This is a genomic window from Streptomyces sp. NPDC030143 (genome assembly GCF_055573695.1).
In genome coordinates, this window is record NZ_JBVIAY010000021.1 from 76,605 (window position 1) to 95,840 (window position 19,236).

Genomic DNA, 19,236 nt, shown 5'->3' on the forward strand with positions numbered 1-19,236 from the left:
GTACGAAGATCGAAGCGCAGCCGTACGGCTACGCAGAGTCGCCGGGTCGCCCCTGGGCAGCGTAGAGACAACGGACCACGCTGAGTCACGTGAACTCGCAAATCTCCACCCAGATCTCCACCCTCGCCCTGCGTCTGAGCTCCACTCCGCGCGGCGCCCGGCTGGCCCGGCGGCTGGCCGCGCAGCAGCTCGACGCCTGGGGCTACCCCCACGACGGCGAGGTGAGCGACATCGCGCAGCACGTCGTCGCGGAGCTGGCGGCGAACGCCGTCACGCACGGCCGGGTGCCGGGGCGGGACTTCGAGCTGCGTCTCATGCTGCTCCCGGAGGACACGCTGCGTGTCGAGGTGAGTGACACGCGCGGGGACCGGAAGCTGCGGATCGTGCGGGACCCGCAGGAGGAGGGGGGCCGGGGGCTGATCCTGGTCACCGTGCTGGCGAGGACGTGGGGCGTCACGGAGCGGGACGTCGGCAAGACGGTGTGGGCCGAGATCGCGCTCGGGTAGCGCAGCTCTCGACGACCGTGTCGGCGACGGCCCGGGCCGGCGGGCCGAGCGCGTCCCGGTGGCGGACGGCCCGTCCCAGGGACAGGGGCCGCGGGGCGGGCGGCGGGACCGGGCGCAGACGGCCCTCGCCGCCTGGCGGGGGAAGGCCGGGCCGGGGGGCGGGCACCACCGCCCGGCCCGGGCCCGGCAGAACACGTCCTAGGCGGGCCGGCGGGCGATGAGGTAGGCCTGCGGGACCTGCTCGTCGAGCTCGGGTTCGGGCTCGCGGACCGTCCGGGAGCGGAGGGCGAAGCCGGCCGCCGTCAGCAGATCCGCCATCGCGTCGGGACTGCGACGCTGGAAGTCCAGGGCCACCGGGTGGCCCCACGGACGGTCGTGGCGCCTCGGCTCGTCGCCGACCTGGAAGGCGAGCAGCAGATGTCCGCCCGGGGCCAGCACACGGCGGAACTCGGCGAAGAGGGCGGGGAGCCGGTCCACCGGCGTGTGGATGGAGGAGTACCAGGAGACGACCCCGTCGAGGGAACCGTCCGCATGGCCGTCGAGCTCCAGCATCGAACCCCGGGCGAACGGGATCCCCGGGTTCTCGCGCCGGGCGATCGCGAGCATCGACTCCGACAGGTCCAGCCCGGACATCGCGAGCCCCAGCCCGGCGAGGTACCCGGTCACCCGTCCCGGACCGCAGCCGAGGTCGGCCACCCTCCCGCCGTCGCCGACGAGTTCGGCGTACGCCGCGAGCACGGCGCGGTCCATCGGCCTGAACGCCATCGCGCCACCGAAGCGGTCGGCGTAGTCCTCGGCGATCGCGTCATAGAAGGTACGGGTGGCGGTGAGGAAGTCGGTGTCGGTCATGGCCGGAGCCTATGACTGCGGTGGCAGCCCCGGACCCTCCTCGCCGCTGTCGCCGCGTCCGCGGGCGGCGCCCGCGCCCAGGCCGAGGGCCGTGCCCAGCCCCAGGCCCAGGGCGAGCCCGAGCCCGAGGTTGTCGAAGACGGTCAGTCCGAGCGCGACGCCGACGGCCGTGCCGGCCGAGATGCCGAGCGCCAGTGTGTTCACCGGCGTGCGGGGGGCGGGAGAGGGGTTGTCCTGCTGTTCGGAGTTGTCCACATGATCAGCTTGTCATGCCACACCCGCCGCGCGCAGCAAAGCCGTTGAGACGGCCGCCCCCAGCACCACCACCGGGAACGGCGCCCGCCGCAAGGCCAGGACCGCGCCCACCAGCACCCCGGCCGGCCGGGCCCACCCGGCGAAGCCGCCGCCCTCGGCCAGCGCCCCCGTCGCCAGCAGCGCGACCAGCAGCACCACCGCACCCGCCGACAGCACCTCCTGCACCCGGGCGGGCAGGTCGACCCGCCCGTGCAGCGCGGGCCCGACCAGCCGGAAGGCGTACGTCCCGACCGCCAGCACCAGGATCACCGCCACGACCGACGCGTTCATACGGCGGCCTTCCCGCGGCCGTACAGAAACAGCCCGGCGAGCGCCAGCAGCACCGGGACACCGGCGGGGACGGCGGGGGTCGCCGCCAGGGCGACGACGGCACCCACGGACGCCGCCCGCCGCAGCGGCCGGTCCGCGCGCAGGGCGGGCAGGACCAGGGCGACGAGGACGGCGGGGAAGGCGGCGTCGAGGCCGTAGGCGGCGGTGTCGCCGAGGGCCCCGCCGGCCAGCGCCCCGGCGAGCACGCCCACGTTCCACACGGCGAACAGGCCGAGGCCGGAGACCCAGAACGCCGTCCGCCGCCGCGCCGGGTCCGGCTGCGCGAGCGCGAAGGCGACCGTCTCGTCGGTCACCAGGTGCGCGCCGAGGAGGCGGGCCGCCCGGCCGGGGCCGAGGAGGTCGGCGACGGCGAGACTGAAGGCGGCCGTCCGGGTGTTGAGCAGCAGCCCGGTCACCGCGGCGGCGACCGGACCGCCGCCGGCCAGCAGCACCCCCACCGCGCTGAACTGGGCGGAGCCCGCGTACACGACGAGGGACATCACCACGGGCACCCACACCGGCAGGCCCCCGGCGACGGAGATCGCCCCGAAGGAGACGCCGACGACACCACTGGCGAGCCAGACCAGGGAACTGTCGCGGACCAGCGGGTTTCGGAGCAACGAGGGTGTTCGGAGAAGCGAACGCATGTTTCCTACAATGAACAGAGACGATGGTGTTCGTCAAGGCGAACGAACATACCGATGGAGCGAACGACATGACCGAGGCCGCCCCCCCGCCCCCCCGCCTGCCCCTCGACTGGATCGCCGCCTCGTTGCGTCGTGAACGCACCCGGGTCGGGCTCTCCCTGTCCGAACTCGCCAAACGGGCCGGCATCGCGAAGTCCACGCTGTCCCAGCTGGAGGCGGCGAGCGGGAACCCGAGCGTGGAGACGGTCTGGGCCCTGGCCGTGGCGCTGGGCGTCCCCTTCAGCGTGCTGGTGGAGCCGCCGGCCCCGGCCGTGCGGGTGGTCCGCGCCGGCCGGGGACCCGCGGTCGCCTCGGATCAGGCCGACTACGTCGCCACCCTGCTGTCGGCCAGCCCGCCCGGCGCCCGGCGCGACCTCTACCACCTGAGGGCCGAGCCGGGTGCGGTCCGGGCGTCGGAGCCGCACATCCCGGGCACGGTCGAGCACCTGATCGTGAGCACGGGGCGGGTGAAGGCCGGGCCGGTGGGCGAGACGGTGGAACTGGACCCCGGGGACTACCTGACGTACCGGGGGGACGTCCCCCATCTGTACGAGGCGCTGGAGCCGGGGACGACGTTCGTGCTCGTGATGCAGCACGTGTGAGACGGCCGCCGGAGAGGGGCGAGGGGGAGAGTTCGCCGGGAATTCACCTGGCCGGCCGCGTCCGAAAGGGGCCGGAGGCCCAGGGGCCGGAGATCGAGGAGCCAGGACCGGAGATCGAGGAGCCAGGACCGGAAGTCGAGGGGCCGGGGCCGGGAAAGGCAGGAGCCCCGGCCGAACGGCGCGGGGCTCCTTGGGTACTGCACTCAGACTGCGTTCACACGCAGGACGATCACACGGGAAGAACGATCACACGGGGGTGACGTTCTCCGCCTGCGGGCCCTTCGGGCCCTGGGTCACGTCGAAGGAGACCTGCTGGTTCTCTTCGAGGGAGCGGAAACCCGAGGCGTTGATCGCGGAGTAGTGGACGAAGACGTCGGGGCCGCCGCCTTCCTGGGCGATGAAGCCAAAGCCCTTTTCGGCGTTGAACCACTTAACGGTTCCGGTAGCCATAAGCCCTCCTTGGGCCCAAAGGGTTGCCCTGCTCCAGAACCTGCAAGTGTGAAAACAGTGCTGCACAACTGCATACTTCTGAAAACGACGAGAGCCCGCGGTCACATGCTCCGCAGGCTCTGTACTGCAAGGGAAACCAAACTGCAACTTGCGGCGAGCCTAGCACGCGGGCAGCCGAATGCAACAGAGGTCAAGATCACGTCACCCGGAGGTTTGAAGACCCCGTGAACGGGTTGCCCCGGGGGGCGGACTCCGCGGCGCACCCCCCGGGGTCTAGCCTCGCGATGTGGACAATCCCCGCACCCGGCCGCGCGTCGGACACATCCAGTTCCTGAACTGCCTGCCCCTGTACTGGGGGCTCGCGAGAACCGGCACGCTCCTCGACTTCGAGCTCACGAAGGACACCCCGGAGAAGCTCAGCGAGCGGCTGGTGCACGGTGACCTCGACATCGGTCCGATCACCCTCGTCGAGTTCCTCAAGAACGCGGACGACCTGGTCGCCTTCCCCGACATCGCCGTCGGATGCGACGGCCCGGTGATGTCCTGCGTGATCGTGTCCCAGGTCCCGCTGGACCGGCTGGACGGCGCCCGGGTCGCCCTGGGCTCCACCTCCCGCACCTCCGTGCGCCTGGCCCAGCTGCTGCTGTCCGACCGCTTCGGCGTCCGGCCCGAGTACTACACGTGCCCGCCCGACCTGAGCCTGATGATGCAGGAGGCCGACGCGGCCGTCCTCATCGGCGACGCGGCCCTGCGCGCCAACCTGCTGGACGGGCCCCGGTACGGGCTCCAGGTGCACGACCTCGGCGCCCTGTGGAAGGAGTGGACCGGCCTGCCGTTCGTCTTCGCGGTGTGGGCCGCCCGCCGCGACTACCTCGAGCGCGAACCGGTCATCACCCGGCGGGTCCACGAGGCCTTCCTCGCCTCCCGCAACCTCTCCCTGGAGGAGGTCGGCAAGGTCGCCGAACAGGCGGCCCGCTGGGAGGCCTTCGACGAAAGCGTCCTGGAGCGGTACTTCACCACCCTCGACTTCCGCTTCGGCGCGCCCCAGCTGGAGGCCGTGACGGAGTTCGCCCGGCGCGTCGGGCCGACGACCGGCTTCCCCGCCGACGTGAAGGTGGACCTGCTTCAGCCGTGACCGCGCGGTCACTACCCTGCTGGAGTGCCGGCCGGAACCGGCCGGCCGACCGGCCGGGCGGACGGGGTGAGGCGCACGGGGCAAGGGGGACGCAGGGTGGACGTCATGCAGCCGCTGGGAGCCGACGAACCCACCGCCGTGGGGCCCTACCGGCTGCTCGGCCGGCTCGGCTCCGGCGGGATGGGCCGCGTCTACGTGGGACGCAGCGGCGGCGGCCGCACGGTCGCCGTGAAGATCGTCCACCCGCACCTCGCGCTCGACGAGGAGTTCCGCGCCCGCTTCCGGCGCGAGGTCGAGGCCGCCCGGCGGGTCGGAGGCGCCTGGACCGCGCCCGTGCTGGACGCCGACCCCGAGGCGCCGGTCCCCTGGGTCGCCACCGCGTACGCGGCGGGTCCCTCCCTCGCCGCCGCCGTCGCCGGCGGCGGCGCGCTGCCCGACCACACCGCCCGGGTGCTGGGGGCCGGCCTCGCCGAGGCGCTGGCGGCGGTGCACGACCTCGGACTGGTCCACCGGGACGTCAAGCCGTCCAACGTCCTGCTCACCGTCGACGGCCCCCTCCTGATCGACTTCGGCATCGCACGCGCCACCGACGGCACCGCGTCCCTGACGTCGACCGGCGTGTCGGTCGGCTCCCCCGGCTACATGGCACCCGAACAGATCCTCGGCGAGGGGGTCGCGGGCGCCGCCGACGTCTTCTCGCTGGGGGCGGTCCTGGCGTACGCCGCGACCGGCGAGCCGCCCTTCCCCGGGGACTCCTCGGCCTCCCTGCTCTACAAGGTCGTCCACGAGGAACCGGTGCTCGGCGCGCTCGACGGTGAGCTGCGGGAGGTCGTGGCGGCGTGCCTGGACAAGAACCCGTCCGCCCGGCCGGCCCCCGCCGAGGTGGCCCGCTGGCTCGCTCCGCGCGGCACGGCACGGCTGGTGGCGGACGGCTGGCTGCCGGGGCCGGTGGTGGAACAGGTGGGGCGGAGCGCCGTCGCGCTGCTGAACCTGGAGGCGGCCGGGGCGGGCCCGGCCGGCGGGCCCGCCCCGCTTGCGGGACCGGTGTCCGGACCGGTCGGCTTCAGCAGTCCTTCGCTGGGGGGTGGGGATCTCTCGGCGGGGGGCGGCGGCGTGTCGGCGGGGGAGGCCTCTGCGCCGGCGGGGAAGGACTCCGCTTCGGCGGGGGGCGGGGCAGGGGTGGGGGCCGGCGGTTCGGCGGTGGCCGACGGAGGCCCGGCGGAGGGGAGGGCGCCGGACGGCGGTTCGGCGGGGGCGGAGGTGAAGGCGCCCGTGACCGTGGGGGAGTTCGGGCCGCCGCCAGTGATGGTGTCGCCGCCGGTCGACGCGGTTCCCGCGCCCCGCGACGCCGACGAGCAGCCGGGGCGGGTCTCCGTGACCGTGGCGGCCGCCGCGACGCCGGGTGAGGGCGGCCGCGGGCGGCGACTGAGCTGCACCGTCGCGCTGGCCGTCGCCGGGGCGATGGCGGCGGTCACGCTGGGCTCGGTGTTCCTGTTCGACCTGCTGCCGGGGGAGGGTGGTGGCGGGAACGAGGGCGACCCGACCGGTGACGCCTATTCGGCACCGCCGGCGGCCACGTCGAGCGCCAGCGCGAGTGCCAGCGCAAGTGCCAGTGCCAGTGCGAGCGTCGGCGCGGGGCCCGCCGCGTTGCCCGAGCGCTACCTCGGCACCTGGGAGGGCCCGGGCAGCGGGCTCGACGGCAAGCTGCCGATGGGGACTTTCCGGCTGACGGTCCAGCGGGCCGCCGTGGGCGGCGAGCTGGGACGGCTGCGGCAGACCGACCTGCTCGGCGGGGTCTGTCTCGATGTCCTCACCCTGAAGCAGGTCACGGACCGGGAGGTCGTCGCCACGTCCGTGGGCGACGAGAGCAACCACGCCGGCTGCAATCCCGAGCCCCACACCATCCGCCTCACCCCCACGGGCGACGACCTCACCTACTCCTCCGACAGCGCGGCGGAGGGCAACCCCGTGGCCCGCATGGCGAAGGTCAGGTAGCCGCCGCCCCGCTCCGCTGCGCCCGCACGGCGGCGACCAGCCCCGCGACACCCCGCGGCACGGCCGACAGGGGGCCCTCGCCGTCGAAGTACGGCTCCCGCGCGCCGGGCAGCCGCAGCAGCAGCGCCGGGATCGTGCGCGGCTCCGCGACGGCCAGGTCCTTGCACTCCGCGCACACCGGAAGCATCCGCCGGTGCGGACCCTCGGCCGCGACCCGCACGTGGTGCCGGGCGACCGCCGGGCCGTGCAGCGGGTTCACGCCGCAGCACGCGTCGTCCACCTGCCCGGCGAGCGCGGCCCGGCCCGCCCGGGCGAGGACCGTCACGGCCACCAGGGCCGCCGGGTCCCGCGGAGCGGTCGCGGGGTCGTCGAGCCGGGCGGCGTCACCGCCGACGAGGAGGAGCGCGGCGTCCAGGCACTCCCGCAGCCGGGGCGCGGCGGCCGCCACGTCCACGCGCCGGGCCTCCAACTGCCGCGTCAGGGTCATGAGTTCGCTCCGCGCCACCAGGTGCAGGTAGGACGGTGACGGCTCGGCGGGCGCGGTGTACGGCAGCAGCTCGGTCGGCAGCGGCTCCGGGTGCCGGCGCCGCAGAACCGCGCCGGTGACGCCCAGGCCGCCCGCGACGAGCACGAGCAGGGCCCCCGCGCCCGCGGCGCCCAGCAGCAGGCCGGGCAGGAAGTCGCCGGAGAACAGAGGGCGGAGCGTGGTCTGCGCCACCGGGTCGGGAGCCGGTGCGGGATCGACGGGCGTGTCCGGCTCGGCGGTGCGCGGGGAGTCGTCCAGGTACGTCATCAGCCGGTCGAGCCGCTCGCCCAGCAGGTGGTCGTCGGCCTCGTCCGCCGCTTCGTCGCCGTACGCGACGGACTCCGGGAGGTCGAAGGCGAGACGGTCGCCGTCGAGACGCAGACCGTGGTTGAACACGTCGATGAAGCCGCTGCTCGGGTCGGCGACGACGTACACCCCGTCCTCGCCCAGCCGTTCCCGCACCGACGCGGCGAACAGGCCAGGATCCCCGGCCGACTCGTCCTCGCTCGTCTGCGCGACGACGGCGACGTACACGGGCCCGCCGCCGTCCGAGCCGGCGAAGGCGCGGATGCGCTCGCGCACGCCGTCGACCTGCGCCTCGTCCAGCATCCGAGGGCTCTCGGGATCCTGGTACACCGGGTCCTCCGCCAGCCCGGCGGCCACCCGGTCGACCCGCGCGGACAGGTCGGCGGCGGTGGGCGCGGGCGCGGCACCGGTGCGTGTCTGGTCGAAGACGAGGGCGGCGGTGAGCGCGACCGCCCCGGCGGCGAGCACGGCCGACACGGGCGCGAACCACGACCCGCGGGGCGACCGCGTCGCCACCCGCACGGTCAGGGGCAGACGCCGCCGCCACCGCCGCACGTACCCCGTCACGGCCGCCAGCGACAGCGGGACGGCGGTCAGCAGGATGCCCGTGAGGAAGGACTGGTTGTCGCGGTCCGTGGGGCCGATGTACATCTCCGGGGGGCCGTCCCCGTCGCCGCCGTGCTGCGCGCGCGCCCTCTCCGCCCGTGCTGCCGCCTCCGCGGCGCCCTGGGCGACGACCTCCGTGAACCGTTCCATACCGAGAAGGGGGCCGGCGTCGTGGGGCAGTTCGTACCTGGTCGCCGTCAGGGCGTCCGCGACGGGCGCGCGGACGCCGAAGGCGGTGGCCTCCCGCACCGACACGTCGTCGACGAGCACGTACAGCCCGTCCCGGGCCAACCGGTCGTGCACGGCGGCGATCAGCCGTGTGCCGTCCACGCCGCTGGACCCCGGCAGCACCATCACGTACGTCGGCACCCCGGTCCGCCGCGCGAGCGCCGCGAACTCAGGGGCGGTGGAACGGGGGACCGCGCGCGGGAGCTGGTCGGTGACGTGGACGGGGTTCGCCCGGAGCCGGTCGGCGAGGTGGTCGGCCTGGGCGGCGATGTCGGCGGCGGTGGCGGCTGCCGGGTGGGGGGCGGGTGGGGTTGCCGGGGGCCGGGTGGTGGTGATCGTCGCGGTGGCGGTCGTCGCGGCTGTCGCGGGGGCGCAGGGGGCGGCGAGGGAGAGGAGGGCGACGGAGAGGAGGGCGAGGAGGCGGCTCAGGGGACGTCGGGGCTGTCGGGGACGCGGGCGGGTTCCGGTCCCGGTTCCGGTCGCGGTACTCACGGGGTGCTCTCGCTCTGCGGGTGCTGCGGGTGCCGGGCGTGCTGCGGGTGCTGTGGGCCGCCGGGGCGGCCGAGTTGCTCCTCCTCGTCCAGCAACCGCCGCAGCGCGGGCGGGAGTTCCGGTGCCGGGGCGCCGGCCGCCTGGGCCCGGGTGAGGGCGTGGACGTGGGCGAGGGCCTCCGCGCGGAGCCGTTCCTTCTCCCTGCCCTGGCGGCGGCCGGCCAGCCAGACCCAAACGGCGAGCGGGACGAGGACGAGGGCGGCCAGACCGACGGGCCGGTCCTGCGACCAGCCCCAGCCCGCCCCGATCGCCCCGGCGAAGAGCAGCAGCCAGCCGGCCTCGTCGTGCCAGCCGCCCTCGTCGACGGCCTTCTCGTAGGCGAGAACGGCGGGCGGCACGGCGGGCACGGGGGCCGCCGGCGCGTGCGCTCCCGGCGTTGCCGGTGCCGTCGGTGCCGTCGGTGCGGGCGTCGCCGGCGGGTACGTCGGTACCGGTACCGCCCCCTTCCCGGTGCCGCCGTACGACTTCCCCTCCAGCCAGGCCGGGATCCGGGTCAGGGGCAGGCCGTGGGCGCGGGCCACGGCCAGGACCTCCCGGTACCCGACCAGCGCGGGGTGCGTCAGCTCGCGCTTCCAGCGCAGGCGCAGGGCGGTGAGGGCGGCCACGGCGACGACGAGCAGCGGACCCGCAGGGGCGTACGCCAGGGGCAGCCGGGCGGCGAGGGACGGCACCATGTGCACCGCGAACGGCCAGATCACGCCCGCCGTCAACGCGAGGCCGCCCACCCAGGCCGCCCAGCCGTGCTGCGTCGCCTCCACGGCCGCCCGGCGCTCCGCGAGCAGCTCGCGCACGCCCGCGTCGTCCGTGTAGTCGACGCCGTGCCGCGCGCCGATCGTCCGAACCGCCGCCCATACCCGCGCGTCGGTCGCCAGGGTCCCTCTGCTCACCGGAAGAAGTGCCACACCTGGGGATCATGGCACGGCCGTTTCACGACCCCGGAGGGGCCGCGTGAGCGAAGTGTGGAGGATTCAGGGCGGCACTCCGAGAGCCACGCCGACCGCCTCCCGGAGGCTTCCCGGATGACCGCCCAGAGCCGTTGCGGCGCGCCCGGACGGACTGTCATGCCGACGGAGACGAACGCTCGGAAGGGCTTCGCTTCCGTGCGACGGCTGCCCAGAGCTCGGGGGAGACGTCGCCGCCGGGCTCGCCCGGCCGAGGAGCCGCTCGGACGACGTCCGCGAGGGCGGCCACCCGGTCCGCCGTGCGCGCGAACACCGGCCCGGCGACCTCCGCGGCGCCGGACGCCCGGGCCGCCCCACGCGACTCGCCGCCCCCGGAGGGCGCCCCGCCCCGGGAGCCCGCCGGGATCCGAGCCTCCCCGCCCGTCCCGTCGGCGGGGGAGTGGTTCCCCCAACTCGGGCCCTGGGGACCGAAGTCGGGCCGAAGCGGTTCAGCCGGTTACGGACGTCCCACGCGCCGGTAGGCTCGACGCGCCCATGAACCTCACCCTGTCGAACGACGTCCTGCTGATCGCCGTGGCCGCCGCCGTGTGGGGGGCGGTGACGGGAGCGGTGCTGCCGCGGGCCGTCTACCGGTTCTCCGTGCCACTGCGGGAGGCGGACGAGGACGAGGAGGCCGCGGAGGACCCCGGCTGGCTGCGCCACTGCCCCGACGGGCACCCCGTGCGCGGCTGGGTGGGGCGGGCCCGTTGCCGGGTCTGCGCGGCGTCGTACGGTCCCGCGGGTCCGTGCCTTCCCGTCGGCACCGGCCTCGTCGCCGTCGCCGTCGCCCTCGCCACCGGCGTCCGGCCCGAACTCGTCGTGTGGCTGCTGCTGGTGCCCGTCGGGGTGCTGCTCGCGGTCGTCGACGTGCGGGTGCGGCGGCTGCCCGACCCGCTCACCCTGCCGCTCGCCGCCGGCGTCCCGGCCCTGCTGGGAGCGGCCGCGCTGCTGCCCGGACACGCCGGGGACTGGACGACCTCCCTGCTGGGCTGCCTCGGCCTGGGCGCCGGCTACCTCGTGCTGCACCTGCTCAACCCGGACGGCATGGGCTACGGCGACGTGAAGCTGGCGCTCGGCGCGGGCGCCGTCCTCGGCTGGTACGGCTGGCCCACCGTCATGCTGGGCACCCTGGCCGGGTTGGTGCTCGGCGCGCTGTACGGCGGTGCGCTCGTCGTGGCGGGGCGGGCCGGGCGCCGTACGGCCATCGCGTTCGGTCCCTTCCTGATCACGGGGACGTTCCTCGGGCTGCTGGTCGGCGCGTACGGCAGCGCCTAGTTTCTGATGTCCCGTTCCATGCGCTCGTGGCCCATGTCCGGCCGTCGTCGCGAGCACCACCCCAAAACTCGCCGCCGGCCCCGGACCAGCCGCCCCCAGGGGGCTCCGAGTTCCGGCACCCGCACGGACGCGGCCTGAGGTCCGGGCCCGGAAAGGGCTGGCGTAGGCTGGTTCGGTCCGTCCGTCAACCCCTGACGATCCACAACCCTTGACGAAAGGGACGCTCCGGTGACCGAGAAGGCCGACCTCCAGTCTGTGCTCGACCGTGCCGCCGCAGGCGGGCGGATCACCCCGGAGGAGGCGCTCGACCTCTACCGCGACGCGCCCCTGCACGCCCTGGGCACCGCCGCCGACGCCGTACGCCGCCGGCTGTACGCCGGGACCGAACACATCGCGACGTACATCATCGAGCGGAACATCAACTACACGAACGTGTGCGTCACGGCGTGCAAGTTCTGCGCCTTCTACGCGGCCCCCAAGGACAAGGCCAAGGGCTGGACCCGCGACCTCGACGACATCCTGCGCCGGTGCGCGGAGACCGTGGAGCTGGGCGGCACCCAGATCATGTTCCAGGGCGGGCACCACCCGGACTACGGCGTGGAGTACTACGAGCGGCACTTCTCCGCCATCAAGGAGGCGTTCCCGCAGCTCGTCATCCACAGCCTGGGGGCGAGCGAGGTCGAGCACATGGCGCGGATCTCGAAGGTGAGCGTGGAGGAGGCGATCCAGCGCATCCACGCGGCGGGCCTCGACTCCTTCGCGGGCGCAGGCGCGGAGCTCCTCCCCGCGCGCCCCCGCAAGGCGATCGCGCCCCTGAAGGAGTCCGGCGAGCGCTGGCTGGAGATCATGGAGGCCGCGCACAACCTCGGCGTCGAATCGACGTCGACGATGCTGATGGGCACCGGCGAGACCAACGCCGAGCGCATCGAGCACCTGCGCATGATCCGTGACGTACAGGACCGGACGGGTGGCTTCCGGGCCTTCATCCCGTACACCTACCAGCCCGAGAACAACCACCTGAAGGGCCGCACCCAGGCCACGCTCTTCGAGTACCTGCGGATGATCGCGATCGCCCGTCTCTTCCTCGACAACGTCCGCCACATCCAGGGCTCGTGGCTGACGACGGGCAAGGAGATCGGCCAGCTGTCCCTGCACTACGGCGCGGACGACCTGGGCTCGATCATGCTGGAGGAGAACGTCGTCTCCTCGGCCGGCGCCAAGCACCGCTCCAACCGCATGGAGATCATCGACCTGATCCGCAAGGCGGACCGCGTCCCGGCGCAGCGCTCCACGACGTACGAGCACCTGGTCGTCCACGACGACCCGGCGAACGACCCCGTCGACGAGCGCGTCGCCTCCCACATCTCCTCGACGGCGATCGCGGGCGGCACGGCGCACCCCGAGCTGAAGATCCTCGCGTCCAACTGACCCGGCCTTGCTGACTCTTCACGCCGACACCACGGGACGGGCGTTCGCCGTCCAGGGGGCCTGGATCGCCGGGATCGGACCCCTCCAGGAACTCGTCGCCGCGCATCCCCGGGCGCGGGTGCGGCAGTGGCCCGGGATCCTCACACCCGGCCTCGTCAACCTGCACGGCACGGAGCTGCTGGAGGAGGCCTACCACCCGGACCCGCGCGAGGCCGACGACCTCGGCACCGAGCCGCTGACCGGGGAGGCGCTGGCGGCCATGGCGCCGTCCCTCGACGACGTCCGCTGGGGCGGCAGCGCCCGGCGCGCGGTACAGCGCATGCTGGCGCACGGCACCGTCGCGGCGGCCTGCACCCCCCTGCGCAACCGCGCGGTGCGCGACGCCGTACAGCGCTCGGGCCTCGCAGTGGTGGGCCGGCTGGGCCGCCCCGACGGGGTGCCCTCGCTCGACCCCTTCGCGAGCGGTCTGCCGGTGGAGTTCGCCCCGCCGAGGGAGCCCGGCTCCGCCGCCCGCTTCGCGGTCTTCGACGTCCCGGACGAGGCGGCCCTCCCCGAGCGCGGCGCCGCGACCTGCGTGGCGACGGTGGTCGAGGGCCGCCTGGTGTACCGCCGGCGATAGCCCGCGCCTCGTTCCCCCACCGGTTCTCGCCCGCGTCCTCACCGGTTCTCGCCCGCGTCCTCGCCGGTTCTCGCCAGGGTCCGCGTCGCCCACCCCACCTGCGCCTGCGCCTGGGCCGGCCCGCTCCGCCCCTCCACGGGCGTCATGCGGCGGTGACGATCCACCTCCGGCACGACCCCCGGTGCGGCTTTGCCACAATGGGCGGGTGACCCGCGCTTCCCTGAACAAGCAGCCGCACGAAGTCGCCTCGATGTTCGACGACGTGGCGGAACGGTACGACCTGACGAACGACGTCCTCTCGCTCGGCCAGGACCGGAGGTGGCGCAAGGAAGTCGCCCGGGCGGTCGACGCCCGCCCCGCGCAGAAGATCCTCGACCTGGCGGCCGGCACGGCCACCTCGTCCCTGCCCTTCGCCCGCACCGGCGCCTACGTCGTCCCCTGCGACTTCTCCCTCGGGATGCTCCAGGTGGGCAAGAGGAAGCACACCTGGCTGCCGTTCACGGCGGGCGACGCGACGCGGCTGCCGTTCAGGGACGACACCTTCGACGCCGTCACGATCTCCTTCGGCCTGCGCAACGTCCAGGACTTCGACGGCGCGCTGCGCGAGATGTACCGGGTGACGCGGCCCGGCGGACGGGTCGTGATCTGCGAGTTCTCGCACCCCACCTGGGCGCCTTTCCGCACCGTCTACACCGAGTACCTGATGCGGGCCCTGCCCCCCGTCGCACGCACGGTGTCCTCCAACCCCGAGGCGTACGTCTACCTCGCCGAGTCCATCCGCGCCTGGCCCGACCAGCCCGCGCTGGCCGAGCACCTGCGCAAGGCCGGCTGGTCGAAGGTCGCCTGGCGCAACCTGACCGGCGGCGTGGTCGCCCTGCACCGGGGCTTCAAGGAGAGCTGAGCACCCGGCGTCGCGGCCGCCGGTTTCACCCGGCGGCCGTCTCGAAGGCGTCTCCCGGCTGGTCCAGCTCGCGCCGCATGCCGCCCCCGCCCGGGCTCGGCAGACGCGGCTCGCGCACGCCCGAACCTCCGCCGCCCTCGCCCTCGGCGAAGTCGAACCACACGGTGACGACCGCGCCGCGCGGCACCTCGGCCCCGGGCGGCGGGTACTGCCGTACGACGTAGTCGACGACGGTGCGGTGGAAGTCGGGCCGGTCGGGTGCGGCCAGCAGCACTCCTCCTGCCGTGGCCGCCTCGCGCGCGTCCATGGCCATCAGACCGACAAGTCTGGGCACGCGCACTTCGGGTGTTTTGGGCCGTATGAGCACAGATGTCACCCCCAGCGGTACTGGAAGGGTAACCGCCCCGGGGTGACGTCCGGAAGCGCTCGATGGCTTACTGTGACAGTCGGCTACCGACGGTGACTTCCGGGTGCCGGGGCGGCTGGAGGTCGAGGCGGTAGCAGTGGCCCTCGCGCCGGGACTGCGGTGTCGTGAACACCTCGGCAAGCCGCATCCCGAGCCGCCGGGTCACCGCGATCGAGCGGGCGTTGCCCGCGTCGACCATGGCCACGACGGCCGGCACCCCCGCCGCCCGCACCCGCTCCAGGGTGATCCGCGCGGCGGCCGTGACGTATCCGCGGCCCCAGTACTCCCGGCCGAGCCGCCAGCCGATCTCGATCTCGCCGGTCGGGCCCCAGGCGCGCTCCCAGGGCTGGGCGCCGGTGAAGCCGATGACCCCGCCCGACTCGTCGAGCACGGTCCACAGGCAGAAGCCGCGCTCGGCGTCGTGTCTGCGCTGGCGGGCGGTGAGTTCCTCGTAGACCGACAGCCCCGCCGACCGGCCGCCGTGGAACTCCATGACGTCCGGGTGGTCGAAGACCCGGTGCCAGGCCACCGCGTCCTCGTCCGTGGGGACGCGCAACCGTACTTCGGGGAGAACTCGGTTCACGGGGCAGCCCTTCAGCCGGGTGATCAATTCTGCTGAATAGACTGCCCATGTCCAGTGCCGGTCGGCACGCACTTGTCGAACTTGGGGAGATCCCGCCGTGACCGTCGTGACTGAGCCTCTCTCCGAAAACAGCGCCGATGTGATCGTCGTCGGCGCGGGGCCGGCCGGCTCCACGACCGCGTACCACCTCGCCAAGGCCGGACTCGACGTACTCCTGCTGGAGAAGACCGCGTTCCCACGCGAGAAGGTGTGCGGTGACGGTCTCACCCCGCGCGCGGTGAAGCAGCTCGTGGCCATGGGCATCGACATCTCCGAGGAGGCCGGCTGGCTGCGCAACAAGGGCCTGAGGATCATCGGCGGCGGTGTGCGCCTCCAGCTGGACTGGCCGGATCTCGCCTCCTTCCCCGACTACGGCCTCGTCCGCAAGCGCGACGACTTCGACGAGCAGCTCGCCCGCCAGGCCCAGAAGGCCGGCGCCCGCCTCCACGAGCGCTGCAACGTCGGCGCCCCGATCGTCGACGACCGCACCGGCCGCATCACCGGCGTGCACGCCAAGCTGGGCGACGACAAGCGTGAGGTCACCTTCCACGCCCCGCTCGTGGTCGCCGCCGACGGCAACTCCACCCGGCTCTCCCTGGCGATGGGCCTGCACCGCCGCGAGGACCGCCCGATGGGCGTCGCCGTCCGCACGTACTTCACCAGCCCGCGCCACGAGGACGACTACCTGGAGTCCTGGCTGGAGCTCTGGGACCGCCGCGGCCCCGGAGAGGACCGTCTGCTGCCCGGCTACGGCTGGATCTTCGGCATGGGCGACGGCACCAGCAACGTCGGCCTGGGCGTCCTCAACACCTCCGACTCCTTCAAGGAACTCGACTGGCGCGAGGTGCTGAAGGCCTGGTGCGCGTCCATGCCGGAGGACTGGGGCTACACGCCCGACAACATGACCGGCCCCATCCGCGGCGCCGCCCTGCCCATGGCCTTCAACCGCAAGCCGCACTACACCAAGGGCCTGCTGCTGGTCGGCGACGCAGGCGGCCTGGTGAACCCCTTCAACGGCGAGGGCATCGCCTACGCCATGGAGTCCGGGCAGATCGCCGCCGACGTCATCGTCCAGGCCCACGCCCGCGCCACCCCCGGCCAGCGCGAACTGGCCCTCCAGCGCTACCCGCGGATCCTCGCGGACACCTACGGCGGCTACTACACGCTGGGCCGCGCCTTCGTGAAGCTCATCGGCAACCCGAAGGTCATGAAGATCGCGACCCAGCGCGGCCTGACGCACCCCCTGCTCATGAAGTTCACCCTGAAGATGCTCGCGAACCTGACCGACCCGACGGGCGGCGACGCGATGGACCGCATCATCAACGGCCTGAGCAAGGTGGCCCCGAAGGCCTGACGGGTCAGGGACCCGACCTCGGGGCCCGGCCGTCAGGAGTCCGCAGCCCGTTGCCCGGCGCACGAGGACCTCGTCGCGCCGGGCCGTCACTGCCGCATCGCCTCCCCGCGCTCCCGGCACAACGGCCGGTCCAGGCAGACGCGTCCGTCGCGGTGGCCGGTCCCGGGCCCCGGGCGGTGGTACGGGGGTCCGACAAGGACGGCCGCGCGTCCGTCGCGGTGGCCGGTCCCGGGCGGTGGTGCGGGGGTTCGACAAGGATGGCCGCGCGTCCGTCGCGGTGGCCGGTCCCGGGCGGTGGTGCGGGGGTTCGACAAGGACGGCCGGCCGCTCGTCATCGAGGGCACCCGGGATTTTCGCGCGCTTGCCCGGGCGGCCGGCACGTCCGTCGCGGGCTGTCTGTCCCTCCGTCAACTCGCGGACGGCCGTGGGAGTTCCGACCGGTCCGACCCGAGGATGCCGGAGAGCGACAAGGGCCGCTGCCCCCGAGCGGCTGCGGCCCTTACGGCGCATCGTCGCACTGCGCGCGATCTGTGACGACCCGCGCGACATGCGTCATCCGTGCGTTGTGCGTGGTTCGCGCACTCTGCACCGCCGGTGCGTTGTGCGTGGTTCGTGCGCTGTGCGTCGTGTCTCGTGCGTTGTGCGCTGTTCGTGCGCTGTGTGTGATTCGTCTGAAGTGTGCTGTCCGTGCGAGGTGTGCGGCTCGGATCAGAGCACGCGCACGGCACCCGACGCCGGGTACCCGGACAGGTCCTGGATCACCACGCCCTTGGAGGGGTTGGCCGCGTCCAGGTACTGGCCGTTCCCGATGTAGACGCCCACGTGGTAGGCGGAACCCTTCCCGCCCCAGTAGAGGATGTCGCCGACCTGAAGGTCGGACAGCGACACGTCGGTGCCGGCCATCGACTGGTCCTGCGAGACACGCGGCAGGTCCACACCGACCTGACGGAACGCGGCCTGCACGAGGCTGGAGCAGTCCCACGCGTTGGGGCCGGTGGCGCCCATGACGTAGGCGTCGCCCAACTGCGCCTTCAGGAAGGAGATGACCGTCGCCACGCTGCCGCTCGCCGGGGCGGAGGCGGTCGTCGACGCGGACGAGGACGACGACGTGGACAGGACGGTCCGCTCCTCGGAGCGGGAGGCGGCGGCCTCGGCGGCGGCCCGACGGGCCTCCTCGGCCTTCTTCTTCGCCTCGGCCTTCTTGGCGGCGGCGAGGTCCTTCGCGGCCTCCTTGGCCGCTGCGGCGGCGGCCGCGTCACGCTCGGCCTGGAGCTGGTAGTTCGCGGCGGCCTGCTGCGTGGCCTGCGCGGACTGTGCGACCTGGGTGGCCAGGTCACCCGTGAACACGGGCATTTCGAGCGTCTGCGTCACCGGCTCGGCGGCGTTGGCCGATCCTGCCGCCGTGGCGACGGCCAGCGTGCCGAGGACACCACTGGCGACTCCGGCCCGCATCGCGATCGTCGACGCGCTGCGGCGGGGTTTCCGGTGGCTGCGTATGTGAGCGGTGTGGGACATGGGTACAAGCGGTATCAGGGGCTCCTCCATACCTTCAAGAAACGTGTGCTGCGCCACAATTGTTCAACGGCGGCCCGAACACCTCCCACGTCACCCTTTATTGACGCCGTGACGGACATTGCGGACGCAGGTGATCAAGCCTGTGATCATGGGCTTTCGTCGTTACGCCCGAATTGCCCCGCGCTTACCACCGGTTGGGGCCGTTGGCCAAGCCCGGTTCTTGGGCACCCCTGGCCGATGTGGCGGAGGTCACGGAACGGTTACCCCGACACCCGCGTCCCGCGCGAACGGACCGCTCGGCTCCGCTCGTGAACGCGTGCACGTGTCCACACTCCGCCCCCGAGCTCCCCCTGATGTGTGAACGCAGCCTCTATCAGGGCACCGGGTCCAGCGCGAATTTGCATGCAGAGGAACTCTCTTGATATTGAGACGCAGCGCGCGACCTGCGACGACGAACGTAAATGTCACTTCTTGTGATCACTCTGACGCATCTCGTACGAAGATCACCGCTGATATGACTTCATGATCCTTCGTCAGGTGGTGGAGATCACAAAGCTTGTGCAATACCCCGTGTCGCAGATCACAGACCGGCAGGCATAAGATGCGAGGCAGTTGGGCTTGTGACCTGCTTCACATGTTCGCGATCTTCGCCGGGACGACCGGGGTTCGTGGGGCGTGTGGGGCGGCTGTGAGCTCGATGCCATCGCCAGCAGTCAGTGCCGACTGAGAGGAGCGAGGAGCGGTGAACGCGTATGCGCCCATCCTCGTACTGGGAGCCCTCGGGGCAGGCTTTGCGATCTTCTCCGTGGTCATGGCCACGCTGATCGGTCCGAAGCGGTACAACCGCGCCAAGCTCGAGGCCTACGAGTGCGGTATCGAACCGACCCCCACGCCGGCCGGCGGCGGGCGTTTCCCCATCAAGTACTACCTGACGGCGATGCTCTTCATCGTCTTCGACATCGAGATCGTCTTCCTCTACCCCTGGGCCGTCACCTTCGACGCCCTGGGGCTTTTCGGGCTCGTGGAGATGCTGCTCTTCGTGCTCACCGTCTTCGTCGCCTACGCGTACGTGTGGCGGCGCGGCGGCCTGGAATGGGACTGAGGGGCCTT

General features: G+C 73.2%; 20 protein-coding genes. 10 read left to right on the top strand and 10 right to left on the bottom strand.

All coding sequences use genetic code 11. The features are described 5' to 3' along the window. Positions 1-89: 89 nt before the first annotated feature. Positions 90-506 (top strand): ATP-binding protein, encoded by a 417-nt coding sequence (locus tag ACZ4YY_RS29550; protein WP_468296981.1) that lies wholly within the window; start codon positions 90-92, stop codon positions 504-506. 198 nt (positions 507-704) lie between these two features. On the opposite strand, the gene ACZ4YY_RS29555 is transcribed toward ACZ4YY_RS29550, so the two are convergent. Genes ACZ4YY_RS29555 through ACZ4YY_RS29570 form a run of 4 tightly spaced genes read right to left on the bottom strand, consistent with a single transcriptional unit; the run spans position 705 to position 2,626 of the window. Further along, complete coding sequence (locus ACZ4YY_RS29555; protein ID WP_468296983.1) at positions 705-1,355, bottom strand: class I SAM-dependent DNA methyltransferase; 651 nt, start codon at positions 1,353-1,355, stop codon at positions 705-707. 9 nt (positions 1,356-1,364) lie between these two features. Further along, complete coding sequence (locus tag ACZ4YY_RS29560) at positions 1,365-1,610, bottom strand: glycine zipper domain-containing protein (RefSeq protein ID WP_468296987.1); 246 nt, start codon at positions 1,608-1,610, stop codon at positions 1,365-1,367. A 12-nt stretch (positions 1,611-1,622) separates the two neighbouring features. Further along, positions 1,623-1,940: an AzlD domain-containing protein gene (locus ACZ4YY_RS29565; protein ID WP_468296991.1), complete on the bottom strand. Its 318-nt coding sequence runs from the start codon at positions 1,938-1,940 to the stop codon at positions 1,623-1,625. Continuing rightward, positions 1,937-2,626 (bottom strand): AzlC family ABC transporter permease, encoded by a 690-nt coding sequence (locus tag ACZ4YY_RS29570; RefSeq protein ID WP_468296994.1) that lies wholly within the window; start codon positions 2,624-2,626, stop codon positions 1,937-1,939. The genes ACZ4YY_RS29565 and ACZ4YY_RS29570 overlap by 4 nt, the downstream gene beginning before the upstream one ends. A 68-nt stretch (positions 2,627-2,694) precedes the next feature. Here ACZ4YY_RS29570 and ACZ4YY_RS29575 point away from each other — a divergent pair, with 68 nt between their 5' ends. Continuing rightward, entirely contained in the window at positions 2,695-3,267 is a 573-nt protein-coding gene (locus ACZ4YY_RS29575) for a helix-turn-helix domain-containing protein (protein ID WP_468296997.1), read from the top strand. Between the two features lie 246 nt (positions 3,268-3,513). Here ACZ4YY_RS29575 and ACZ4YY_RS29580 read toward each other — a convergent pair whose 3' ends face one another. Continuing rightward, a complete protein-coding gene (locus ACZ4YY_RS29580; protein ID WP_003992177.1) occupies positions 3,514-3,717 on the bottom strand; it encodes a cold-shock protein in 204 nt (67 codons plus the stop codon). 286 nt (positions 3,718-4,003) lie between these two features. Here ACZ4YY_RS29580 and ACZ4YY_RS29585 point away from each other — a divergent pair, with 286 nt between their 5' ends. Together ACZ4YY_RS29585 and ACZ4YY_RS29590 are read left to right on the top strand one after the other, a co-directional pair. Next, positions 4,004-4,852, top strand: a complete 849-nt coding sequence (locus ACZ4YY_RS29585) for a menaquinone biosynthetic enzyme MqnA/MqnD family protein (RefSeq protein WP_468297000.1) — start codon at positions 4,004-4,006, stop codon at positions 4,850-4,852. A 105-nt stretch (positions 4,853-4,957) separates the two neighbouring features. Further along, a complete protein-coding gene (locus tag ACZ4YY_RS29590) occupies positions 4,958-6,847 on the top strand; it encodes a serine/threonine-protein kinase (protein ID WP_468297005.1) in 1,890 nt (629 codons plus the stop codon). Here ACZ4YY_RS29590 and ACZ4YY_RS29595 read toward each other — a convergent pair. After that, positions 6,840-9,005 (bottom strand): hypothetical protein, encoded by a 2,166-nt coding sequence (locus tag ACZ4YY_RS29595; protein WP_468297009.1) that lies wholly within the window; start codon positions 9,003-9,005, stop codon positions 6,840-6,842. The genes ACZ4YY_RS29590 and ACZ4YY_RS29595 overlap by 8 nt on opposite strands. Further along, positions 9,002-9,952, bottom strand: coding sequence for a hypothetical protein (locus tag ACZ4YY_RS29600; protein WP_468297013.1), 951 nt, complete (start codon positions 9,950-9,952; stop codon positions 9,002-9,004). The genes ACZ4YY_RS29595 and ACZ4YY_RS29600 overlap by 4 nt, the downstream gene beginning before the upstream one ends. A gap of 549 nt (positions 9,953-10,501) precedes the next feature. Here ACZ4YY_RS29600 and ACZ4YY_RS29605 point away from each other — a divergent pair. From ACZ4YY_RS29605 to ACZ4YY_RS29620, 4 genes are all read left to right on the top strand, one after another. Next, positions 10,502-11,281, top strand: a complete 780-nt coding sequence (locus ACZ4YY_RS29605; protein ID WP_468297016.1) for a prepilin peptidase — start codon at positions 10,502-10,504, stop codon at positions 11,279-11,281. A 228-nt stretch (positions 11,282-11,509) separates the two neighbouring features. Further along, the gene (mqnC, locus tag ACZ4YY_RS29610; RefSeq protein WP_468297021.1) at positions 11,510-12,709 is read left to right on the top strand and encodes a cyclic dehypoxanthinyl futalosine synthase; all 1,200 of its coding nucleotides are present in this window, start codon (positions 11,510-11,512) and stop codon (positions 12,707-12,709) included. 7 nt (positions 12,710-12,716) lie between these two features. Beyond that, positions 12,717-13,328, top strand: a complete 612-nt coding sequence (locus ACZ4YY_RS29615) for a hypothetical protein (protein ID WP_468297025.1) — start codon at positions 12,717-12,719, stop codon at positions 13,326-13,328. A 205-nt stretch (positions 13,329-13,533) separates the two neighbouring features. After that, complete coding sequence (locus ACZ4YY_RS29620; protein WP_468297028.1) at positions 13,534-14,229, top strand: demethylmenaquinone methyltransferase; 696 nt, start codon at positions 13,534-13,536, stop codon at positions 14,227-14,229. A 25-nt stretch (positions 14,230-14,254) separates the two neighbouring features. Here ACZ4YY_RS29620 and ACZ4YY_RS29625 read toward each other — a convergent pair whose 3' ends face one another. Next, on the bottom strand, positions 14,255-14,569 hold the full coding sequence (locus ACZ4YY_RS29625; protein WP_468297031.1) for a PASTA domain-containing protein: 315 nt from the start codon (positions 14,567-14,569) through the stop codon (positions 14,255-14,257). A gap of 94 nt (positions 14,570-14,663) precedes the next feature. After that, a complete protein-coding gene (locus ACZ4YY_RS29630) occupies positions 14,664-15,218 on the bottom strand; it encodes a GNAT family N-acetyltransferase (RefSeq protein WP_468297034.1) in 555 nt (184 codons plus the stop codon). A 97-nt stretch (positions 15,219-15,315) separates the two neighbouring features. Here ACZ4YY_RS29630 and ACZ4YY_RS29635 point away from each other — a divergent pair, with 97 nt between their 5' ends. Then, entirely contained in the window at positions 15,316-16,611 is a 1,296-nt protein-coding gene (locus ACZ4YY_RS29635; protein WP_468297037.1) for a geranylgeranyl reductase family protein, read from the top strand. 708 nt (positions 16,612-17,319) lie between these two features. Here the strand turns inward: ACZ4YY_RS29635 and ACZ4YY_RS29640 are convergent. Beyond that, on the bottom strand, positions 17,320-18,156 hold the full coding sequence (locus ACZ4YY_RS29640) for a C40 family peptidase (protein WP_468297040.1): 837 nt from the start codon (positions 18,154-18,156) through the stop codon (positions 17,320-17,322). Positions 18,157-18,868: 712 nt separating this feature from the next. On the opposite strand from ACZ4YY_RS29640, the gene ACZ4YY_RS29645 reads away from it, so the two are divergent. Beyond that, a complete protein-coding gene (locus tag ACZ4YY_RS29645; RefSeq protein ID WP_030494815.1) occupies positions 18,869-19,228 on the top strand; it encodes an NADH-quinone oxidoreductase subunit A in 360 nt (119 codons plus the stop codon). Positions 19,229-19,236 lie beyond the last annotated feature (8 nt).

What these genes read in the sequence shown, in the direction of transcription:
- ACZ4YY_RS29565 (WP_468296991.1), bottom strand. Translation starts at nt 1,940, where the DNA reads ATGAACGCGTCGGTCGTGGCGGTGATCCTGGTGCTGGCGGTCGGGACG.
- ACZ4YY_RS29570 (WP_468296994.1), bottom strand. Translation starts at nt 2,626, where the DNA reads ATGCGTTCGCTTCTCCGAACACCCTCGTTGCTCCGAAACCCGCTGGTC.
- ACZ4YY_RS29640 (WP_468297040.1), bottom strand. Translation starts at nt 18,156, where the DNA reads ATGGAGGAGCCCCTGATACCGCTTGTACCCATGTCCCACACCGCTCAC.
- ACZ4YY_RS29555 (WP_468296983.1), bottom strand. Translation starts at nt 1,355, where the DNA reads ATGACCGACACCGACTTCCTCACCGCCACCCGTACCTTCTATGACGCG.
- ACZ4YY_RS29605 (WP_468297016.1), top strand. Translation starts at nt 10,502, where the DNA reads ATGAACCTCACCCTGTCGAACGACGTCCTGCTGATCGCCGTGGCCGCC.
- ACZ4YY_RS29580 (WP_003992177.1), bottom strand. Translation starts at nt 3,717, where the DNA reads ATGGCTACCGGAACCGTTAAGTGGTTCAACGCCGAAAAGGGCTTTGGC.
- ACZ4YY_RS29575 (WP_468296997.1), top strand. Translation starts at nt 2,695, where the DNA reads ATGACCGAGGCCGCCCCCCCGCCCCCCCGCCTGCCCCTCGACTGGATC.
- ACZ4YY_RS29590 (WP_468297005.1), top strand. Translation starts at nt 4,958, where the DNA reads ATGCAGCCGCTGGGAGCCGACGAACCCACCGCCGTGGGGCCCTACCGG.